This window comes from Coprobacter sp., from assembly GCF_982436375.1.
In genome coordinates, this window is the sequence record NZ_CEWDCG010000036.1 from 1 (window position 1) to 19,421 (window position 19,421).

Below are 19,421 nucleotides of genomic sequence, written 5' to 3' on the forward strand. Positions count from 1 at the left end.
GGATAAAACGATCAAATTGTTACGATTATGTATATGGAACAGATTTTTCGGACTCTGCAGGAATTGGAGGAATTGTTGAAACTTATAGATAAAAGTTCTCCGGAAGTTCCTGATATCTTATATAAACTGGCGGTAGAAAAGGCAGAGGCCGTTACCGAAAAAGTAAAAGGTTTACCAAGTGTGAATTCTGGTATTCCTGAAGATAAGATGGTGTCCGGTAATGATAGTGAGGATGTTATTGTTGATACATGCGCTTGCGGCGGAGAAAAGCGTATGAAAACAGAAGAACCGGAAACATCGGCGACTCGATCTGATGAGAAGAGTTTTCAAGAAAAGAAGGATGACCTTGTGCAAGATTCTTTAATGATGGAACAAAATTCGTTGGATTTTGTTGTTACAGGTGGGATGGAAGAGTCTTGTCCTGAGTCTGAAAATCTGAGTGTAGTTGAAAAAGAGAGAGAGTTGAAAGATATTCGTAAGTTGATGAGTCTGAATGATAAATTCCGTTTTAGACGTGAGTTATTTGTCAACAGCGATGAGGTGATGAATAATACTCTTGAGGCGTTGAATGAAATTTCTTCTTTTGAAGAATCGGTCGCTTTTCTTCAGGATCAGTTTGGCTGGGATATAGAAAATAATGAGCCGGCTGTAGAGTTTTTTAATATTTTGGAGAAACGTTTTACTAATTGATATTAGCATGGCAAAGCTTTATGTAGTTCCTACCCCGGTGGGAAATCTTGAAGATATGACGATGAGAGCGATCAGAGTATTGAAAGAAGCGGATTGTGTTTTAGCAGAAGATACCCGTACAAGTGGTATTTTGATGAAACATTTTGAAATAAAAACCCGTATGCAGTCGCATCATAAATTCAACGAGCATAAAACAGTAGAAGGACTTGTTGCCCGATTACAAGGGGGAGAAAATATCGCACTCATATCGGATGCCGGTACACCGGCAATTTCTGATCCCGGTTTTTTATTGGTCCGGGAATGTCGGAAAGCAGGAATCGATGTAGAATGTTTACCGGGTGCGACAGCTTTTGTTCCGGCTTTGGTTGCTTCAGGATTACCGAATGACAGATTTTGTTTTGAAGGCTTTTTGCCTCAGAAAAAAGGTCGTTCTACACGTTTGTCCGAATTGGCGAACGAAACGCGTACGATGATTTTTTATGAATCTCCTTTTCGCTTGTTGAAGACATTAATTCAGTTTGCTGAAGTATTCGGTGCAGATAGAGATGCTTCGGTAAGCCGGGAAATATCGAAGATCCATGAAGAAACTGTTCGTGGAACATTATCGGAAATTATTGCTCATTTTACTGAAAGAGAGCCGAAAGGTGAATTTGTAATTGTGGTAGGCGGTCTTCCGAGTAAAACAAGATATGTAGAAATCTAAAAGAAAAAGTTATGAAAAAGTTTTTTTTGACAGTTGCTGTAATAGCTTCGACATGTTTGATTTCTTGCCAAGGAGGCGGAAAAGAGGTTCAGAGGTTGAAACAAGAGAATGATTCTTTGATACAGGTCAATGTCCAGACAAAAGCGGATTTTGAAGAAATGTTGCAATTGATGAATGAAGTCGAGGATGGATTCCGTCAAATGAAAGAAGCGGAAAATTATCTTATCGTGCAACAAAATGCAACGGGTGATGTAGATAAGACGACTCGGGAGAAATTAAAGTCGGATATGCAGTTAGTTGCCCAGACTTTGAAAGAAAATAAAGAAAAATTGGCACGGTTGCAAAGTCAGTTGAAAAACAGTAAATATCAGTCTTCTCAATTAAAGCAGACTGTAGATCGGTTGTCTGCAGAAATAGAGAGCAAGACGGCTATGATTACTTCATTGCAGGAAGATCTGGCAAAACGGGATATTCGTATTAAAGAACTCGATGATGCTGTTTTAGATCTTTCGGGTAAGGTGACAGATCTTTCTCAAGAAACCGAAGAACAAAAAAATACGATTTCTACTCAGGATAAAGAATTGAATACTGTATTTTATGTATTTGGAACTACCAAGGAGTTGAAAGAACAGAAGATTCTTTCCGGTGGTGGTTTGTTTAAGGCAAAAGAGGTGATGAAAGGGGATTTTAACAAGGATTATTTTACTAAAGCCGATTTGCGGACATTAAAAGAGATTCCTCTTGAAATGAAAAAAGCAAAGATTCTAACCAATCATCCCGAAGGCTCTTATTCTCTGGTAAAAAACGATAAAGGACTTTTGACATTAGTGATTAGCGATCCTCAAAATTTCTGGAGTTTATCTAAATATTTAGTAGTAAATGTAGATTGATCTCTCGATTCGAATAAAGTTTTATAGATAGATGCGGAAATAACCTCTAAAAATGTTATTTTCGCATTTATCTTTTAGAGGATATAAGTAAATGAAATATCAGAATATATTCGTTGATTTGGATGATACGATTTGGGATTTTCGTACGAATTCTAAAATTGCATTAGAAATAATTTACGATCGTTATGGGTTGAGTGAGTATTATCCGTTGTTTGATGAATATTATAGAGTATATAGCGAGAAAAATACGGAGTTGTGGTCTTTGTATCATCATAATCGTATCAGTAAAGAGGCACTAATTGTAGAGCGATTTCGTTACCCTTTGCAGCGGGTGGGAGCATATAACGATAAACTGGTTTTACAATTGAATGCAGATTACCTGTCGGTATTGTCAGAACAAGGAGAACTTGTTCCGCAGGCAAGGGAGTTGCTTGATTATTTGAAAAGCCGTTCGTATCGTTTGCATATTATCAGTAACGGTTTTAAAGAAGTCCAGTTTAAAAAGATGAAATCTGCCGGTATAGAGAACTACTTTGAGAAAATAATATTATCGGATGAGGTCGGAGTCAATAAACCGCATCCTGATATTTTCAGGTATGCGTTGAATAAAACCGGTTCATCGAAAAATACATCGTTAATGATCGGAGATAATTATGATGCCGATATTTTGGGAGCTATGCGAAGCGGTTTAGATCAAGTGTATTTTAATCCTCTTCAGAAACAAATTTCGGATGAATTTCCTACTTATGAAGTACAAACATTATCTGAGATCTGTGATATATTGTAGAAAAACAGACTTCGTGGTAATTTCCGGATTTCGGAGAAATAAAATCGGGGCTAGTTAATTCTTTGATTATTAATCAGCCCCGATTTATATAGATTAGAGTCTAAATTTAAGTGAACTCTTATAGTTAATATTTGGTGCTTTGTACGGCTTCGATCAGATGCTTGAAATCTTCAGGGTAAACGTCACCGATATTGCCGATACGGAAAGTATCTGCTTGAGATATTTTTCCCGGATAGATGACGAATCCTTTTTCTTTCAACTGAGCATAGAAACTCTTAAAATCAAAATCTTTTTTCGGATAGAGGAAAGAGGTAATAATAGGAGATTGTATATTGTCGGGCAATAATGTTTCGAAGCCTAAAGAACGCATACCTTTTACCAAAATGTCGTGATTCTCACAATATCTTTTGTAGCGGGCTGTGACACCTCCCTCTTCTTTTAACTCTTCCATGGCTTGTTTAAATGCTCGTACTACATGTGTCGGGGAAGTAAAACGCCATTTGCCATGACCTTTTTCCATAGTTTCCCATTGATCGTAGATATCGAGAGATAAAGATTTGGATACACCTTTACAGTATTTAAGTTCCGATTTCCGGGCAATAATAAAGCCGAATCCGGGAACACCTTGGATACACTTATTTGCACTGCTGATCATGAAATCGATACCGAGTTCTTGAACATCTAAGGGAACTCCGCCGAAACTGCTCATTGCATCTACAATTAGTTTTTTCCCGTGCATTTTTACAATATGGGCAATTTCTTTCAGTGGATTCAGTACTCCGGTAGTCGTTTCGCAGTGGACTATTGCAACGTGCGTAATCTCGGCATTATGGGCAATATAGTCATCTACGTACTCTACAGAAACCTGTTCTGTTTCGTCAAAAGCAAGCATGTCGTAATTGATGCCATGGTATTCTGCGATGTTACCCATTCTGTCACCGTACGCGCCGTTACTTAGAATAAGAAGTTTGTCTCCGGCTTTTATTGTACTTCCGATAACGGCTTCTACACAATAAGTACCGCTTCCTTGAAGCAACACGGATGTATATTCGTCAGTTGCTTTTGTTGCCAGTTCGACAAGAGATTTTCTTATCTCTTCGACAATGTGGAGGTTATAATCTTCATCCCATGTACACCAGTCGGTCATCATGGTTGCTTTTACGGATTCAGATGTCGTAAGCGGTCCGGGAGTTAGTAAAATATAGGGTCTCATAATGATTATTATTTAGAATTGTTGTTATTTAGTTTTTTATTTATAGTGTCGATTACGGACGGAAGTTCTTTGATCGTATCAACCACGAAGTGTGCTCCGGCATCGAGCATACGTTTTCTTACTTCGGCTTTGCGTGTTTCCAGTTCCTGATCCGGCATGTCGGTAACTTCTTTTTCTGTCAGTCCCATTTCGTTACTGCCGAGTATTACACCGACAGTCCACACTTTAGCATTCCGACCTTCCTTAATATCGGCGATAGTATCACCGTATTTCAGAATATAATCGACAGACGGGATATCGAGATCAATCATATTTTGATATATCATATATGGATAAGGGCGTCCGGCAGGTAATCTGTCGGGAGTTACGCAGTTGTCTGTTTTATATCCTTTTGCAGCCGCATTTGGTAATACTACATCCATCATAGCTTGGGTATAACCGGTTGTAGAGCCGATTTTTAGGCCTTGAGATCTGAGATTTTGCAGAGTTTCTATAACACCGGGAATCGGATCTGTATAGTCAGCCAATGAAGCGAAAAGATAACCTTCAAATTTTTTATTCATAGCAATAACATCATCTTCTGTCCATTGCCGGTCATAAACTTTTTCAAAAGCGTCTCCGATACCGTCCATTTTGAAAAGTTCCCGGATATGATCAATTTTAGCCATTCCCATCGGTCGGCGGGCTTGTTCCATGCTTATCGTGATTCCAATTTCCTTAAAAGCTTTTAGAAATGCCGCAACAGGAGCAAAACAACCATAATCGACTGCTGTTCCGGCCCAGTCCATAATGATACATTCGATTTTTTTCATAAAACTGTTATTATGTAATTTATTATTTCTTTATTCATTAAATTGTTTGAGATCTTATGATCAGCACATTCTCACTATCGTTCTTTGTAGAATCTGCAGATATCGATTTTTTGTTTTCTGGTAATCTTTCTTTTTTGTACCGTTGTATTATATAAATAGCAGAACCGCAGAAAGCAATGCAACAAATAATGCCGACATAACCGGACATAAAGTTATAAAATTCGAGCCAGTTGATATCCGGATTTAAAAATTCTTTGAATATTAAGACGAGTACTGTTCCTGTATAGCCGATAAAGTCTAATGTAATGATAAAGAATCCGACATTCCCTTTTATCTTGAAGCAAGCGATAAAGCGGTCGAAAAATATGGTTTGAAAGCTGAGATAAACTGTATAGAGCGAGAGACTTTGAAGAAACAGCCATATGATAGGGGAAATTTGGAGTGAATTGTAGTTGAATGCGATAAAACTGAGTGCTGCAGTTCCGCAAGAAACAAGTCCTAACAAAAAACAAAGCACTTTTACATTACTTTTTATTAATGACATCAGTCCAAACATTAAAAGGATTATTACTGTTACGCTTGCATCTACTTTGGCAAAAGCCCACGATGAAAGTCCTGCTGCTTTTATATCCAGAATTTTTACAAGGAAATCTTCTTTTATATCCTGTAAAACTGTAATGAATAAATTGGCAAAAAATAACATGACCAATACGGGCATGAAGTTTTTGAATATATTGATACGGGCTTTTCCGTCTAAGGTTACTCTCTCTGTCCGCTGTTCGATGTCCTCTTTTGTCGGCTGCGGCATACGTGTCATTAGCCATCCTAAAACGGATAATAACGGAAATGCAAAAGCTCCGATTAAAGCTGGCATCCAGAATTCTCCGATTCCCAAATTATTCATAACGAATAGTCCGATTGATTTTGCTGTTCCTGAACTGACAGCAATGCTCAGCCCCATAAGGCTGGCCAATAAATCTGTGACTCTGCGCCCTTCGAGAAAACTAAAAATAACTCCCCACATGCATCCTAATGAGAGACCGTTGAAAAATAAGGCGAATACGTTGAAAGGGCGAGGTAATGCTCCGAATAATATCAGTGATAATTCGGCCACAGCCACGGATGAAATAATAAATTTCAGTCGGTTTTCTTTTTTTAATTCGGATATTAGCTTGATACCGATTAATTTTGAAATGAGATATCCTGATATTTGAACAATGCTGGTAGCCGTTTTATAATCCATCCCGAAAAAATCGAGTCCATCAAAAGTTGCGGCCGTAAAAGGTTTACGCAAAGCATATACCAATGAATAAGAAAGAAGAGCAGCACCTCCGGCCCAAAGTATAAATAAGAAGTCAGATAATTTCTTTTTAGAGATGATTGTTGTTTTACTATCGGTAACCATATTGCATTTGTCGATTTTTCGATTTCGACGGCAAATATATGGGCGGTTTATGATACTAAAAATGAATATTTATTATTAATAAAGTTCATGTAAATAGCATTTTATAAAGTAACATTAATGTAATATTAATGCAATGCCGATATAATATGATAGATATTTATTTGCAATATATTTTGTTAAACTGCCTATTGTTTGTATTTATATGAATGATCTATTGGATATATATAAACGTATTGAATATTTACGTAATAAGGGTGTGAAAATGAAAGAGATAGCAGATCATGTCAATATGGCGGCCAGTGTTTTGTCTTCTCTTTATTCGAGTGTTCTTCCGGCTTTTGTAAGTTGTGTTAAAAATGGTATGCCGGAAGAGGACGCTTTAGATTATGCTCTTTCGCAGGTCAATAATGTTTCAAAGAAACGTTTGTTGGGAAATTTGACAGAATTGAAAGAAGCCTTGTTCGAATTAGAGCCAGCAATGAACAACGGACAAAAAGATAATCCCTTTATGAATATGCTGACAGAAGAGATGTTGCGTTCTGCCCAAGATGTGTACAATTATAGCGGTATATATATTAGTTATAGTCTTTCATCATCTTCAGATTCGTTAAAAATAGAGCCCTATCTTATTGCCCCTTCGGAGAATAACGATTATGTAAAGGTTGCTCACATGAGCGCATATAATACGACACATTGGGGAGTAGGTATATTCAGTAACCATCAAAATTCGTATATCATGTTCAATGAACGGGAAATTCCGCAAGTAGCGTTGTTTACGATTTATTTGCAACTGCCTATGTATGAATATCCCCGTATGTTGAAAGGACTGTATCTTTGTTTGGATTATAACCGCAATCCGATAGCGAGACGGATACTTTTTATAAAATATTCGGATAGTACCTGTATGGATGATTTTTTGGAGTTGGAAGGAGAACTCGTTCCTAAGGATAAATTGACGGAAGAACAATTGTATTATTATAATTATACTTGTCAAGAGGGAGACTATATTAAAACCTGTACCGTTCCTTCTCCTCAACTTAACGAGAAGGATTTGGAACGGGAGAAAAAAATGTTGAAAATATAGCTGCCTATTTTAAATATTCTTACTTTTGAACGAGTTAATGTAAAATAGTTGTCGATGAGTTGTGCTGCTTTTAAATTACGATTCGGGGTTATAGGAACGAATTTTATATCGGACTGGTTGTTGGAAGGAGCTGCGGAAGATTCCCGATTTGAAGTGGCGGCTATTTATTCCCGTTCGCAAGATACTGCAAATGCTTTTGCAGTTAAACATAATATTCCTTATACGTTCGTTTCGCTCGATGCAATGGCTTCATCGCCTTTGATAGATGCTGTTTATATTGCATCGCCTACGGCATTGCATTCTGAGCAAGCTATACTTTTTATGGAACATGGCAAGCATGTATTATGTGAGAAACCTTCCGCTTCTAATATTCGTGAGCTTGGTCGGATGATCGAGGCCGCAAAGAAGTATGGTGTTGTATTTATGGAGGCCATGAAATCGACATTGATGCCGGGATTTGGAGCTATTTTGCAGCATTTACCTGAAATAGGGACGGTGCGACGTTATTTTGCATCCTATTGTCAGTATTCTTCACGCTATGACAAGCTGAAAGCGGGAGAGGTCAAGAATGCTTTTAAACCGGAACTTTCTAATGGTGCAACAATGGATCTGGGAATTTATACCATTTATCCTTTGGTCGTTTTATGGGGACGACCGTTCAGGATTTCAGCGACCGGAATATTGCTTTCAACCGGTGTGGACGGGCAAGGCGCTGTAAATCTGGAGTATGGGCAGGGTAAGAATGCGACTATACTTTATTCTAAGATTGCTGATTCTTCGCTTCCTTCGGAAATACAAGGGGAAGACGGCACTATTGTTATCGATAAGATCCAATCTCCTGACCGGATTCTATTGAAACACCGTAACGGAATGTCGCAGGATATTTCTATTGTCGGCCGAAAAAATGAGTACTATTACGAAGTGAAAGAATTTATTGATTTAGTGCAATCCGGCAGTAGGGAATCTTCTGTTAATTCTCATATGAATTCTTTCATTGCACTTGAGGTTATTGATGAAATACGTCGGCAATTGGGTGTTATATATCCTGCAGATAAAAATTGATTTTTTATATAGCACAAGAAGAACCCAGCCATATTGTCCGGGTTCTTCTTGTATTATGTTTGAAATTAAAGTTTGACGGAAACAGCTTTTCCGTTGTAATTTACAATTTCTGAGAGTGAATCGTTTTCCTCCATTCCGATACCGGACTTGGTAGATGCGAGTACGACCTTGAATCTCCTCTCTTTGAGCATTCCGTTGAAGTTGCCGTTTCTCTGTCCGATTGATAGCGTGGAAGTCGAGTTGTCCCATTTGAAATCAATGGTTGAATAATTCCCTTTTTCGTAATTGTAATTATCTCCTTCATCTTCGTATAATGTGAAAGTTGCATTTTTACCCGGATAAATGCGGATTTCGAGGGGTGCGTCCTTTTTTTCTTTTGCATATTGTACTTTAGGTCCGAATGGCAGAATCGATCCTGCTTTTATATAAATAGGCATAATATCGATAGGAGTCTCCTTATTTACAGATTTTCCTCCGGATATTTTTTCATTTGTCCAGAAATCATACCATTCACAGCCTGAAGGAAGGTAAACTTTCGTCGATTTGATTTGATTGAAATCGACTTTAGCATCAATGTCTTTTCCAATGGTATATTGCGGTTCTAAAACAGGAGCTACGAGGATCGATTTTCCGAACAAAAATTCAGTATTGAGATCGTGGGTATGTTTATCTTCTGCGAAATCGGCAAATAAAGGACGCATAAGGGAGGCATCATTTCGGGTTATATCCCATGCAGTAGAATAGATATAAGGCAATAACTTGTAACGAAGGTGGATAAATTTCTCCTGTGCATCGAAAGCCCAAGATCCCCTCTCTCCGAAAAGAAAAATTTCTCGTTGAGTAGAAGTCCCGTGAGATCGCATCATCCCTAAGAATGCGGCGAATTGTGTCCATCGGGTATATAGTTCCTGATAGGCCTGATTTTTGTTTCCTCCCGGATATTGACGGACAGTGAAACCGCCTATGTCGCAGTTCCAATACGGAATACCGGTCATGGAGAAATTCAATCCTGCCGGAATTTGAGCTTTTAAAGCGTTCCAATTTCCGTCTATATCTCCCGACCAGGAGATAGCTCCGGTTCTTTGTTGTCCGGCGAAAGCTGAACGAGTCAAAATGAAAACTCGCTTGTCGCTGCTTGTCTTACGTTGATTTTTATATACACCTTCAACAGAGACTAAAGGAAACGCATTATAGTAATTTCGGTATGACCCTAAATAGCAAGCCGAATCGAGATGAGTTTCGTTTTTGTCTTGGTATTCCGGTTCTGTTGCATCGAGCCACCAGCCGTCCATTCCGATAGAGAACATATTTTTATTGAAATACCTCCAATAGATGTCCTGGGCTTCGGGATTGAAGGCGTCATATACCCGAACTCCGTTATTCGTGGGGAATGTCTCAAAATCGAATAACATATTTCTGGATTTTAATTCTTTGTAGATATCGGTTGTCGGACCGAAAGAAGGCCAGATAGATATAATTAATCGGGCGTTCATGTCGTGTATCTGAGAAATCATCTCTTGTGGATTCGGAAACTCCGGATTATCGAAGGCTACAGCGTTCCAATGTTTATTATCGTTGCTCCAATATCTCCAATCCTGAATAATCCCGTCGATAGGGACTTGCAAGTCTCGGTATTTCTTTAGTATTTCGACAATCTGTTTTTGAGAAACATATCGTTCCCGGCTTTGCCAAAATCCGAATCCGCTTTCGGGCAACATAGGAACTTTTCCGGTCAGTTGACGCATTGCTTTAACAACTCCGTCTGTGTTTTTTCCGTACATGAAATAGTAATCGCTGCAAGTTCCCAAGTCAGAATCAAAGACCGTTTCTTCAGGTGAGTCGCTGAAGCGGGTAGGGGAGTAATTATCCAGATAGACACCATATCCTTTAATAGACTGGAAGAACGGGATACAGATCACCGTGTTCCTTTGACGTAATAATTCTTTTTGATTCCGTTGGTTCAGTTTTCCGTTTTGTATCTGTCCCAATCCGTAGATCGGTTCATTTGTATCGAGATTAAACGTTTGTTTTACTTGGTAAGAATCTTTGTTCAGATCTTTACGGGGAGAGAACTGTGTATTTTTGTCTTTTAGGAGTATGTTCCCTTTAGAGTCCTTAAAAATGATCTCACCGGTATTGCTATCGACGGTAACGTCTATTTCCTTACTTTTTATAGAATAACTGTTTTCAGATTTGTTTCTGGTTAATTTTACTTTTTCGGGTTTTTGCAAGACGACCAAAGATTCTTTTAGAGGAGTTTTGTTTTGCGGATATTTTAATATCCTGACAGTAGTCGGAGAATAAAACGTTATTTCCGTGCAAACTCCTTTTACAAAAATTCTGTCCGGTTGTTTTGTTGCTGATGCGAGCGAACTTCCCGTAAATAAAAGAGTGAGCAAGACTAAAAAACGATTTTTTACATTTTTCATGAGCATAGAGTATTAGTGTGTATGTAGAATTTGTGTTTGACGTATTGATTGATTGTTGGATATAAAAAATAATCTTGTGTTTTTGGATTTTGCATTATTTTTTATATCAATAAAGATATAAAATGTTGACTATTAAATCTTATTTATTTCTTATTATTTAACATTTTAGTGTTTAAAATCGGGGTAAAATAATGAATAAGAAACAAGGATATTCCCGATTTGAGAATATCCTTGCTGATCGATTAGGAAATATTTATTTATATTCTTCCCATGCTTTTATTTCCAGTTCTTCTATCGGTGTCGTACAGAATGCGGTAATGAAAGCGGATGCGAGGCGAGAATTGGTTACCAGAGGAATATTCAGGTCTATTGCGGCCCTTCGTATTTTGTAACCGTTATCCAGCTCTCCTGTGGTCAGATTTTTAGGAATGTTGACCACCATATCTATTTTTTTCTCGTGTAACAGATCGAGAGCTTGGGGATAACCTTCTTCACCCGGCCATGCTACTCGGGTAGAGGGAATATTATTTTCCGCCAGCATGGTATGCGTTCCTCCTGTTGCAAAGAGTCTATATCCGTTTTTATGTAAAAGCTCGGCTGCAGCAAGCATGTCTACTTTCTGTTTTGCCGTTCCGGTCGAGAGCAGAATATTTTGTTGTGGAATCTTATATCCGACCGAAAGCATCGATTTAAGAATCGCATCGTTCGTGTCATTTCCAAGACAGCCCACTTCTCCGGTACTTACCATGTCTACACCCAGAACAGGATCGGCTTTTTGTAATCGGGAGAATGAAAACTGAGAAGCCTTAATCCCGACATAATCGATGTCGAATAATGTTTTATGAGGTTTTTCAACCTTTTTACCTAACATGACCTGTGTTGCCAAATCGATAAAATTAATCTTCAAAACTTTGCTGATAAACGGAAAACTTCGCGATGCACGTAAATTACATTCGATAACTTTGATTGCATTGCCTTTGGCAAGAAATTGAATATTGAAAGGTCCTGATATCTGTAATTCTTTTGCGATCAGTTTAGAAATGCGTTTTACCCGGCGGATAGTTTCCATATACAGTTTTTGCGGAGGAAACTGTATGGTGGCATCTCCTGAATGTACACCCGCAAATTCTATATGTTCGCTGATAGCATATGCGATAATTTCACCTTTATCTGCTACGGCATCCATTTCTACCTCTTTTGCATGTTCGATAAATTGGCTCACTACTACCGGATGCTTTTGAGATACGTTAGCAGCTAATTTTAGAAAGCGCTCCAGTTCATCATTGTTTGAACATACATTCATTGCAGCTCCCGACAATACATAGGATGGGCGAACCAGTACCGGGAAACCTACCTCATCGACAAATTGATGAATGTCTTTCATCGAGGTGAGTTCTCTCCATCTGGGCTGGTCTATCCCCAAACGGTCACACATTGCCGAGAATTTGTTCCGGTCTTCGGCATTGTCGATACTTTTTGCCGATGTTCCCAAAATATTGACGCCTTGAGCATCGAGTTTCAAAGCAAGATTATTCGGAATTTGACCTCCAGTAGAGACGATAACGCCATGTGGCGATTCCAGTTCGAGAATATCCATTACGCGTTCGAATGTCAGTTCATCGAAATATAGCCGGTCGCACATGTCATAGTCGGTCGATACGGTTTCCGGATTATAGTTGATCATAACACTGCGCCACCCTTCTTTACGGATCGTATTAAGGGCATTGACACCGCACCAGTCAAATTCTACCGAACTGCCGATACGGTAAGCTCCTGACCCTAATACAACGACTGAACGGTGGTCCCCAAGATAATTGACGTCATTTGCCGTACCGTTATAAGTCAGATACAGATAGTTGGTCTGCGCCGGATATTCGGCAGCCAAAGTATCTATCTGTTTTACTACCGGTACGATGCCTTTTTCTTTTCGGAACTTCCGTACTTCAAGCAAATGTCGGTCTATATCTCCTTGATCTTTAAAAATAGCCCGGGCAATCTGGAAATCGGAGAACCCTTGTTTTTTTGCTGTTTTCAGTAATTCTAACGGTAAAGCTTTCAGAGAAGAAAAAGTTTCGATCTCTTTTGCCGTGAGAATGATATTATTTAATTTTTCCAGAAACCATTTGTCGATTTTTGTCAATTCATGTATCTGATTCACCGTATAGCCTTTTTGCAGGGCTTTGCTGATAACGAAAATTCGTTTGTCGGTAGGTTCTCGCAACGCTTTATCTATATCCTGTATAACCAGTTCTTTGTTTTCGACAAAACCATGCATACCTTGCCCGATCATTCGAAGCCCCTTTTGTATAGACTCTTCAAATGTGCGTCCGATAGCCATGACTTCTCCTACCGATTTCATGCTACTGCCCAGTTCGCGATCGACACCGTGGAATTTTCCTAAATCCCAGCGAGGTATTTTGCAAACAACATAGTCGAGAGCAGGTTCAAAAAATGCCGAAGTCGTTTGTGTAACCGAGTTTTTCAGATCGAAAAGCCCGTATCCTAATCCTAATTTTGCTGCAACGAATGCGAGCGGATATCCTGTTGCTTTTGATGCGAGGGCAGATGACCGGCTCAGCCGGGCATTTACTTCAATAACTCTGTAGTCTTCCGAATTCGGGTCTAATGCATATTGTACATTACACTCACCGACAATTCCGATATGGCGTATAATGCGGATTGCTAGTTCCCGAAGTTTATGATATTCGCTGTTTGTCAGTGTTTGAGAAGGTGCAATTACAATACTTTCACCCGTATGGATGCCTAACGGATCGAAATTTTCCATATTGCATACCGTGATACAGTTGTCGAATCGATCGCGGACAACTTCATATTCAACCTCTTTCCACCCTTTTAAAGATTTTTCGACTAATACTTGCGGAGAGAAAGAAAATGCTTTTTCTGCCAGTTTGTTCAGTTCCTCCTCATTATCGCAAAATCCGCTTCCTAACCCTCCTAAAGCGTAGGCGGCACGAATGATTACCGGATATCCGAGTCGTTTTGCAGCGATGCGAGCGTCTTCGATGTTTTCTACAGCTTCGCTTTGAATGGTTTTAACCTGTATTTCATCCAGTTTTTTGACAAAAAGTTCCCGATCTTCAGTGTCCATGATCGCTTGTACGGGAGTCCCTAATACCTGAAGGTTATATTTCTGGAGTATTCCTTTTTTATAAAGTTCTACCCCGCAATTCAAAGCCGTTTGTCCTCCGAAAGAGAGTAAGATACCATCGGGATGTTCTTTTTTGATTACTTTTTCTACGAAAAACGGAGTTACCGGAAGGTAATAAATATGATCGGCTACCCCTTCCGAAGTTTGTACTGTGGCAATGTTCGGGTTGATCAATACGGTTTCTATACCTTCTTCTCGAAGAGCTTTCAGGGCTTGAGATCCGGAGTAATCAAATTCTCCGGCTTCCCCGATTTTTAAAGCTCCTGAACCTAATAATAAAACTTTCTTTATTGTACTCATAATGGCGGACAAGGATTATATCATTTCTATAAATCGGTCGAATAAAAATTCTGTGTCGGTAGGGCCGCTGGCGGCTTCAGGATGGAATTGTACAGAGAAGAACGGTTTATTCTTGTGTTGAATACCTTCGTTTGTACCATCGTTCATATTGACGAACAAAGGTGTCCATTCATCGTTTAATGTATTATTGTCGACTGCAAAACCGTGGTTTTGTGAAGTGATAAAACATTTTTCTGTACCGACTAAGCGTACCGGTTGATTATGGCTTCTGTGCCCGTACTTCAATTTATAAGTATTAGCTCCTCCGGCTTTAGCGAGCAATTGATTACCCATGCAAATTCCGAAAATCGGTTTTTCTTTTTTCATAGCTTCCCGAATGTGCTTTACCGTAATTCCACAAGTATCGGGATCGCCTGGTCCGTTGGAGATGAACAATCCGTCATATTCTATTGCATTGAAATCGTAGTCCCAAGGAACACGGATAACGGTAACATTTCGTTTTAGAAGACATCGTATAATATTATGTTTTACACCGCAATCTACTAATACGACACGTTTCTTCCCGTTCCCATAAGTGATTATCTCGGTCGTACTTACTCGTGCGACTTGATTGATTTTGTTCGGATCGATAAAATCGATTTCATTCTCGTCTGAGAAAACGATCTTGCCTATCATGCTTCCTTTTTCGCGCAACAGTTTGGTAAGTTCACGAGTATCGATCCCGGTAATTCCTGTGATTTTTTCTTGTTTCAGCCATTCGCCCAAACTCTCTGTCGCATTCCAATGACTATAATTTTCAGAATAATCCGATACGATTATTCCGTCGGCATGAATCTTTTCAGATTCGAGAAAAGTTGAGAGTTTCCCTGAAAACGATCGTGCTGGAACACCATAGTTGCCTATGAGCGGATAAGTGAGCACCATTATTTGTCCGGAATAGGATGGATCGGTCAGACTTTCCGGATAACCGGACATTGCAGTGTTAAAAACGACTTCTCCGGCTGTCGGCCTTTCGTATCCGAAAGAGATTCCGGAAAATCTGCTTCCGTCGTCCAGTATTAGTGAAACATTTTTTTGTTTTTGCATTTTGAACTTTATAAACTTTATATTAAAATTCTTGTTCTACGTAGTTGATGAAAGCCTCATTTACCAGTTTCATCCCTCCCGGAGTAGGATAATCTCCAGAAAAGTACCAGTCTCCGGGGTGGTCGGGACACGATGTATGCAAACCCTCTAATGTCTGATAGACGATTTGCACTTCGGCTTTTGTTTCTGGGGGAGTAAGTAGTTCCGCTATTTTTTTTGAAATTTCATTAGCGGTAAAAGGCGCGTATATTTCTTTCACGTGATTGACCATTTCGGTTTTGGGTAAATTACGCTGGGTAATACATTTTTGATATACGTCGGCTATTAACTGTTTCATATTTCGTTCTTTCAATAAAGCTATCGCTGCTCTAAAAGCGATAAACTCTTTCATTCGAGACATATCTATACCGTAGTAATCAGGATATCTTACTTGTGGAGAAGATGATACGATAATGATTTTTTTAGGATGCAGCCGGTCTAATATGCCTATAATACTTTGTTTGAGAGTAGTTCCTCTGACGATACTGTCATCTATGACGACCAGATTGTCAGAATAAGGTTCTACACTGCCGTATGTGATATCGTATACATGTGCGGCGAGATCGTTCCGGGTATTTCCCTCGGCGATGAATGTACGGAGTTTTATATCCTTAATAACAGCTTTTTCGAATCGGATGCGCATCGATAATATGTGTTCGAGTTCCTGTTCCGACACTCCGTTTTTTAACGTTGTAAGATATCTCTTTTTTAGTTGGTTTAGGTACACCTCGAAGCCTTCTAACATGCCATAGAATGCAACTTCTGCAGTATTGGGGATGAAAGAAAAGACCGTGTGATCTATATCGTTTTTTATTGCATCGAGTAACGGCTTTACCAGATTTTTTCCTAATTGCTTGCGTTCCTGGTAAATATCTTTGTCGCTACCGCGAGAAAAATATATTCTTTCAAAACTACAAGCATTGTTATTTTTAGGAAGATTGATCTGTTCTGTACGGATATTTCCTTTTTTATTTACGAATAAGGCTTGTCCCGGAAGCAATTCCTTTATAGAATTGCTTGACGGGTTAAAGGCTGTTTGTATGACCGGACGTTCCGATGCCAGTACTACGACTTCATCATCGGCATACCAGAATGCCGGACGAATGCCCCACGGATCACGAATCGAAAAACATTCTCCACTTCCCGTAATGCCACAGATCACATATCCGCCATCCCATCCGGGGGTAGTTTTTTTCAGAACGTTTGCCAGATCGATTTGATCTTCTATGGCATACGTAATATCCATTCCTTCCAGTCCTTCATTTTCGCATTTTGCATACAGCCTTTCGACCTCCCGGTCGAGTCTGTGACCTACCTCTTCCAGCATGATATATGTGTCAGCATATTTCCGGGGATGCTGTCCTTTAGCCGTAATTTTTTCGAATATCTCATCGACATTGGTCAGATTGAAATTGCCGCACAAACTCAGATTTTTTGCTCTCCAGTTATTGCGTCTTAAAAAAGGATGTATATATGAAATCCCCGATTTTCCCGTTGTACTGTAACGGAGATGGCCCATATAGATTTCTCCGGCAAAGGGCAATACCTGTTCGGCATATTCAGCGTTGTGTAGCTGTGTTTCTGTCAGAGATGCGTAGTTGGAATGTACGGCCTCGAATATTTCGGTAATGGCGCTTGTTCCCAAAGCTCTTTCCCTGAACATGTATTCTTCTCCCGGATTGGCTTGGAGTTTTACGCAGGCCAATCCAGCACCTTCTTGTCCTCGGTTGTGTTGTTTCTCCATAAGCAAATAAAGCTTATTGAGTCCGTACATCCATGTCCCGTATTTTTTTTCGTAATATTCGAGCGGTTTTAGCAAACGTATCATTGCTACTCCGCATTCATGTTTTAATTCTTCCATCTCTTTTTAGAATCATTTTTATTCTACGGTTACCGATTTTGCGAGATTCCTCGGCTGATCTACATCTTTCCCTTTGCAAATGGCAATATGGTATGCCAGTAATTGAAGAGGAATTGTCGTGATTAACGGGTCGAGGCACGGTATGGTTTTCGGTAATTCGATACAAAAATCGGCAATATTTTTAATAGTTGTATCACCTTCTGTCACAAGGGCTATTACTTTTCCTTTTCGAGCTTTTATTTCTTGTATATTGCTGATTATTTTTTCATATTGGTTATTGTGCGTCGCAACAACAACAACCGGCATTTCGGTATCTATCAGGGCAATTGGTCCATGTTTCATTTCCGCAGCCGGATAACCTTCTGCGTGGATGTATGATATTTCTTTTAATTTGAGAGCCCCTTCTAAAGCGACCGGATAGTTAAAACCCCTGCCTAAATAGATAAAATTATGAGCGTAGGTAAATATTTGCGAAAGATGGGCTATGCTGTCGTTTTTTTCGAGAACCTTTTTCATCTTTTCGGGTATTGTGCTCAGCTCATGTACTACTTGTCGAAATTCTTCATTGCCGATACTGTTCTTTTCTCGTGCCAAAGTAAGAGCCAACATTGTGAGAACCGTAACTTGACCGGTAAATGCTTTTGTAGAAGCAACGCCGATTTCCGGTCCTACGTGTATATACGATCCGGTGTGCGTAGCTCTCGGGATAGAAGATCCGACAGCATTGCATATTCCGTATATAAATGCTCCTTTGTTTTTGGCTTCTTCGACTGCGGCTAATGTATCTGCTGTTTCTCCCGATTGGGAAATAGCAATAACGACATCTCCAGGATTGATGACAGGATTTCGATACCGGAATTCAGAAGCGTATTCGACTTCTACCGGGAAACGGCAAAATTTTTCGATGAGATATTTCCCGATAAGAGCGGCATGCCAAGATGTACCGCATGCTACGATAATAAATCTCTTTGCATGAAGCAGTTTTTCTTTATGATCGATAATGGCGGATAGTGCAATATCAGTCCCTTCTATGTTAATGCGTCCTCGCATGCAATCGTGAATACAGTCGGGCTGTTCGAATATCTCTTTAAGCATAAAGTGGGGATAACCTCCTTTTTCGAGTTGTCCGAGGTTTAATTCTATAGTATTGATTGTCGGGTTTACGGCAATATTATCTTGAGTTACGATCTTTAATTCTTGTCCGCGGTGTATTACAGCGATCTCTCCGTCTTCTAAATATACTACTTTATCGGTGTATTCTACAATGGGAGTAGCATCTGATGCGATAAAATATTCATCTTTGCCTATTCCTATCACCAACGGACTACTTTTTCTCGCTACGATGATTTCGTCGGGATTATTTCGATTTAAGATGGCGATGGCATATGCTCCGATGACTTCATGTAAAGCAAGCTGTACCGAAGTCAGTAAGTCGAGGTTATGGGATACTTTGATATATTCAATTAATTGTACCAGAACTTCTGTATCGGTGCTGCTTTTGAATGTATATCCTTTTCCCTGTAATTTCTCTTTAAGGACTGCATAATTCTCAATGATACCGTTATGTATTATAGCCAGATTTTCAGATTCCGAATAATGAGGATGTGCATTCGCTTGACATGGCTCTCCGTGGGTAGCCCAGCGTGTGTGCGCTATTCCTATAGTTCCACTAATATCTTTTTGAGCGGCAAAAGCTTCCAAGTCTGAAACTTTCCCTTTTGTCTTATAAACATTTAATTGTTGATTATCGCTGATGAGTGCTACACCTGCACTGTCATAACCTCTGTACTCCAGCCTTTTCAAAGCTTTGATAAGAATTGGGTATGCGTTTTGAGCTCCAATATATCCTACAATTCCACACATAAATGATTGGGTTAATTTATTTCGGCAC

General features: G+C 39.4%; 14 protein-coding genes. 6 read left to right on the forward strand and 8 right to left on the reverse strand.

What is annotated here, in order from left to right; all coding sequences use genetic code 11:
- The first annotated feature begins 33 nt into the window (after positions 1-33).
- The 4 genes from AC1WHX_RS03635 (at position 34) to AC1WHX_RS03650 (ending at position 3,070) form a co-directional block, all read left to right on the forward strand.
- Entirely contained in the window at positions 34-690 is a 657-nt protein-coding gene (locus AC1WHX_RS03635) for a hypothetical protein (RefSeq protein WP_147411861.1), read from the forward strand.
- Positions 691-697: 7 nt separating this feature from the next.
- Positions 698-1,393 carry a 16S rRNA (cytidine(1402)-2'-O)-methyltransferase gene (gene rsmI / locus AC1WHX_RS03640; protein WP_122337694.1) on the forward strand — a complete coding sequence of 232 codons (696 nt, stop codon included), beginning with the start codon at positions 698-700 and terminating at the stop codon, positions 1,391-1,393.
- Positions 1,394-1,404: 11 nt separating this feature from the next.
- Positions 1,405-2,283 (forward strand): Cbp1 family collagen-binding glycoprotein adhesin, encoded by an 879-nt coding sequence (locus AC1WHX_RS03645; protein ID WP_122337693.1) that lies wholly within the window; start codon positions 1,405-1,407, stop codon positions 2,281-2,283.
- 91 nt (positions 2,284-2,374) lie between these two features.
- Positions 2,375-3,070 (forward strand): YjjG family noncanonical pyrimidine nucleotidase, encoded by a 696-nt coding sequence (locus tag AC1WHX_RS03650; RefSeq protein ID WP_122337692.1) that lies wholly within the window; start codon positions 2,375-2,377, stop codon positions 3,068-3,070.
- Between the two features lie 124 nt (positions 3,071-3,194).
- Here AC1WHX_RS03650 and AC1WHX_RS03655 read toward each other — a convergent pair whose 3' ends face one another.
- Genes AC1WHX_RS03655 through AC1WHX_RS03665 form a run of 3 tightly spaced genes read right to left on the reverse strand, consistent with a single transcriptional unit; the run spans position 3,195 to position 6,500 of the window.
- Positions 3,195-4,283, reverse strand: a complete 1,089-nt coding sequence (locus AC1WHX_RS03655; protein ID WP_122337691.1) for a 2-aminoethylphosphonate--pyruvate transaminase — start codon at positions 4,281-4,283, stop codon at positions 3,195-3,197.
- Between the two features lie 8 nt (positions 4,284-4,291).
- Positions 4,292-5,095 (reverse strand): phosphonoacetaldehyde hydrolase, encoded by an 804-nt coding sequence (gene phnX, locus AC1WHX_RS03660; RefSeq protein WP_302545264.1) that lies wholly within the window; start codon positions 5,093-5,095, stop codon positions 4,292-4,294.
- Positions 5,096-5,132: 37 nt separating this feature from the next.
- Entirely contained in the window at positions 5,133-6,500 is a 1,368-nt protein-coding gene (locus AC1WHX_RS03665) for a DUF5690 family protein (protein ID WP_302545265.1), read from the reverse strand.
- Positions 6,501-6,702: 202 nt separating this feature from the next.
- On the opposite strand from AC1WHX_RS03665, the gene AC1WHX_RS03670 reads away from it, so the two are divergent.
- Entirely contained in the window at positions 6,703-7,584 is an 882-nt protein-coding gene (locus tag AC1WHX_RS03670) for a hypothetical protein (protein WP_302545266.1), read from the forward strand.
- A gap of 54 nt (positions 7,585-7,638) precedes the next feature.
- The gene (locus AC1WHX_RS03675) at positions 7,639-8,646 is read left to right on the forward strand and encodes a Gfo/Idh/MocA family protein (RefSeq protein ID WP_481228859.1); all 1,008 of its coding nucleotides are present in this window, start codon (positions 7,639-7,641) and stop codon (positions 8,644-8,646) included.
- Between the two features lie 65 nt (positions 8,647-8,711).
- Here AC1WHX_RS03675 and AC1WHX_RS03680 read toward each other — a convergent pair whose 3' ends face one another.
- The 5 genes from AC1WHX_RS03680 to glmS form a co-directional block, all read right to left on the reverse strand.
- Positions 8,712-11,075, reverse strand: coding sequence for a glycoside hydrolase family 31 protein (locus tag AC1WHX_RS03680; RefSeq protein WP_481228860.1), 2,364 nt, complete (start codon positions 11,073-11,075; stop codon positions 8,712-8,714).
- Between the two features lie 253 nt (positions 11,076-11,328).
- The gene (gene carB / locus AC1WHX_RS03685; protein WP_481228861.1) at positions 11,329-14,547 is read right to left on the reverse strand and encodes a carbamoyl-phosphate synthase (glutamine-hydrolyzing) large subunit; all 3,219 of its coding nucleotides are present in this window, start codon (positions 14,545-14,547) and stop codon (positions 11,329-11,331) included.
- Positions 14,548-14,559: 12 nt separating this feature from the next.
- Positions 14,560-15,630: a glutamine-hydrolyzing carbamoyl-phosphate synthase small subunit gene (gene carA, locus AC1WHX_RS03690; protein ID WP_418236304.1), complete on the reverse strand. Its 1,071-nt coding sequence runs from the start codon at positions 15,628-15,630 to the stop codon at positions 14,560-14,562.
- A 22-nt stretch (positions 15,631-15,652) separates the two neighbouring features.
- Positions 15,653-17,530, reverse strand: coding sequence for an amidophosphoribosyltransferase (locus AC1WHX_RS03695; RefSeq protein WP_302545328.1), 1,878 nt, complete (start codon positions 17,528-17,530; stop codon positions 15,653-15,655).
- A gap of 18 nt (positions 17,531-17,548) precedes the next feature.
- Entirely contained in the window at positions 17,549-19,393 is a 1,845-nt protein-coding gene (gene glmS, locus AC1WHX_RS03700) for a glutamine--fructose-6-phosphate transaminase (isomerizing) (protein ID WP_302545327.1), read from the reverse strand.
- Between the last annotated feature and the right edge of the window lie 28 nt (positions 19,394-19,421).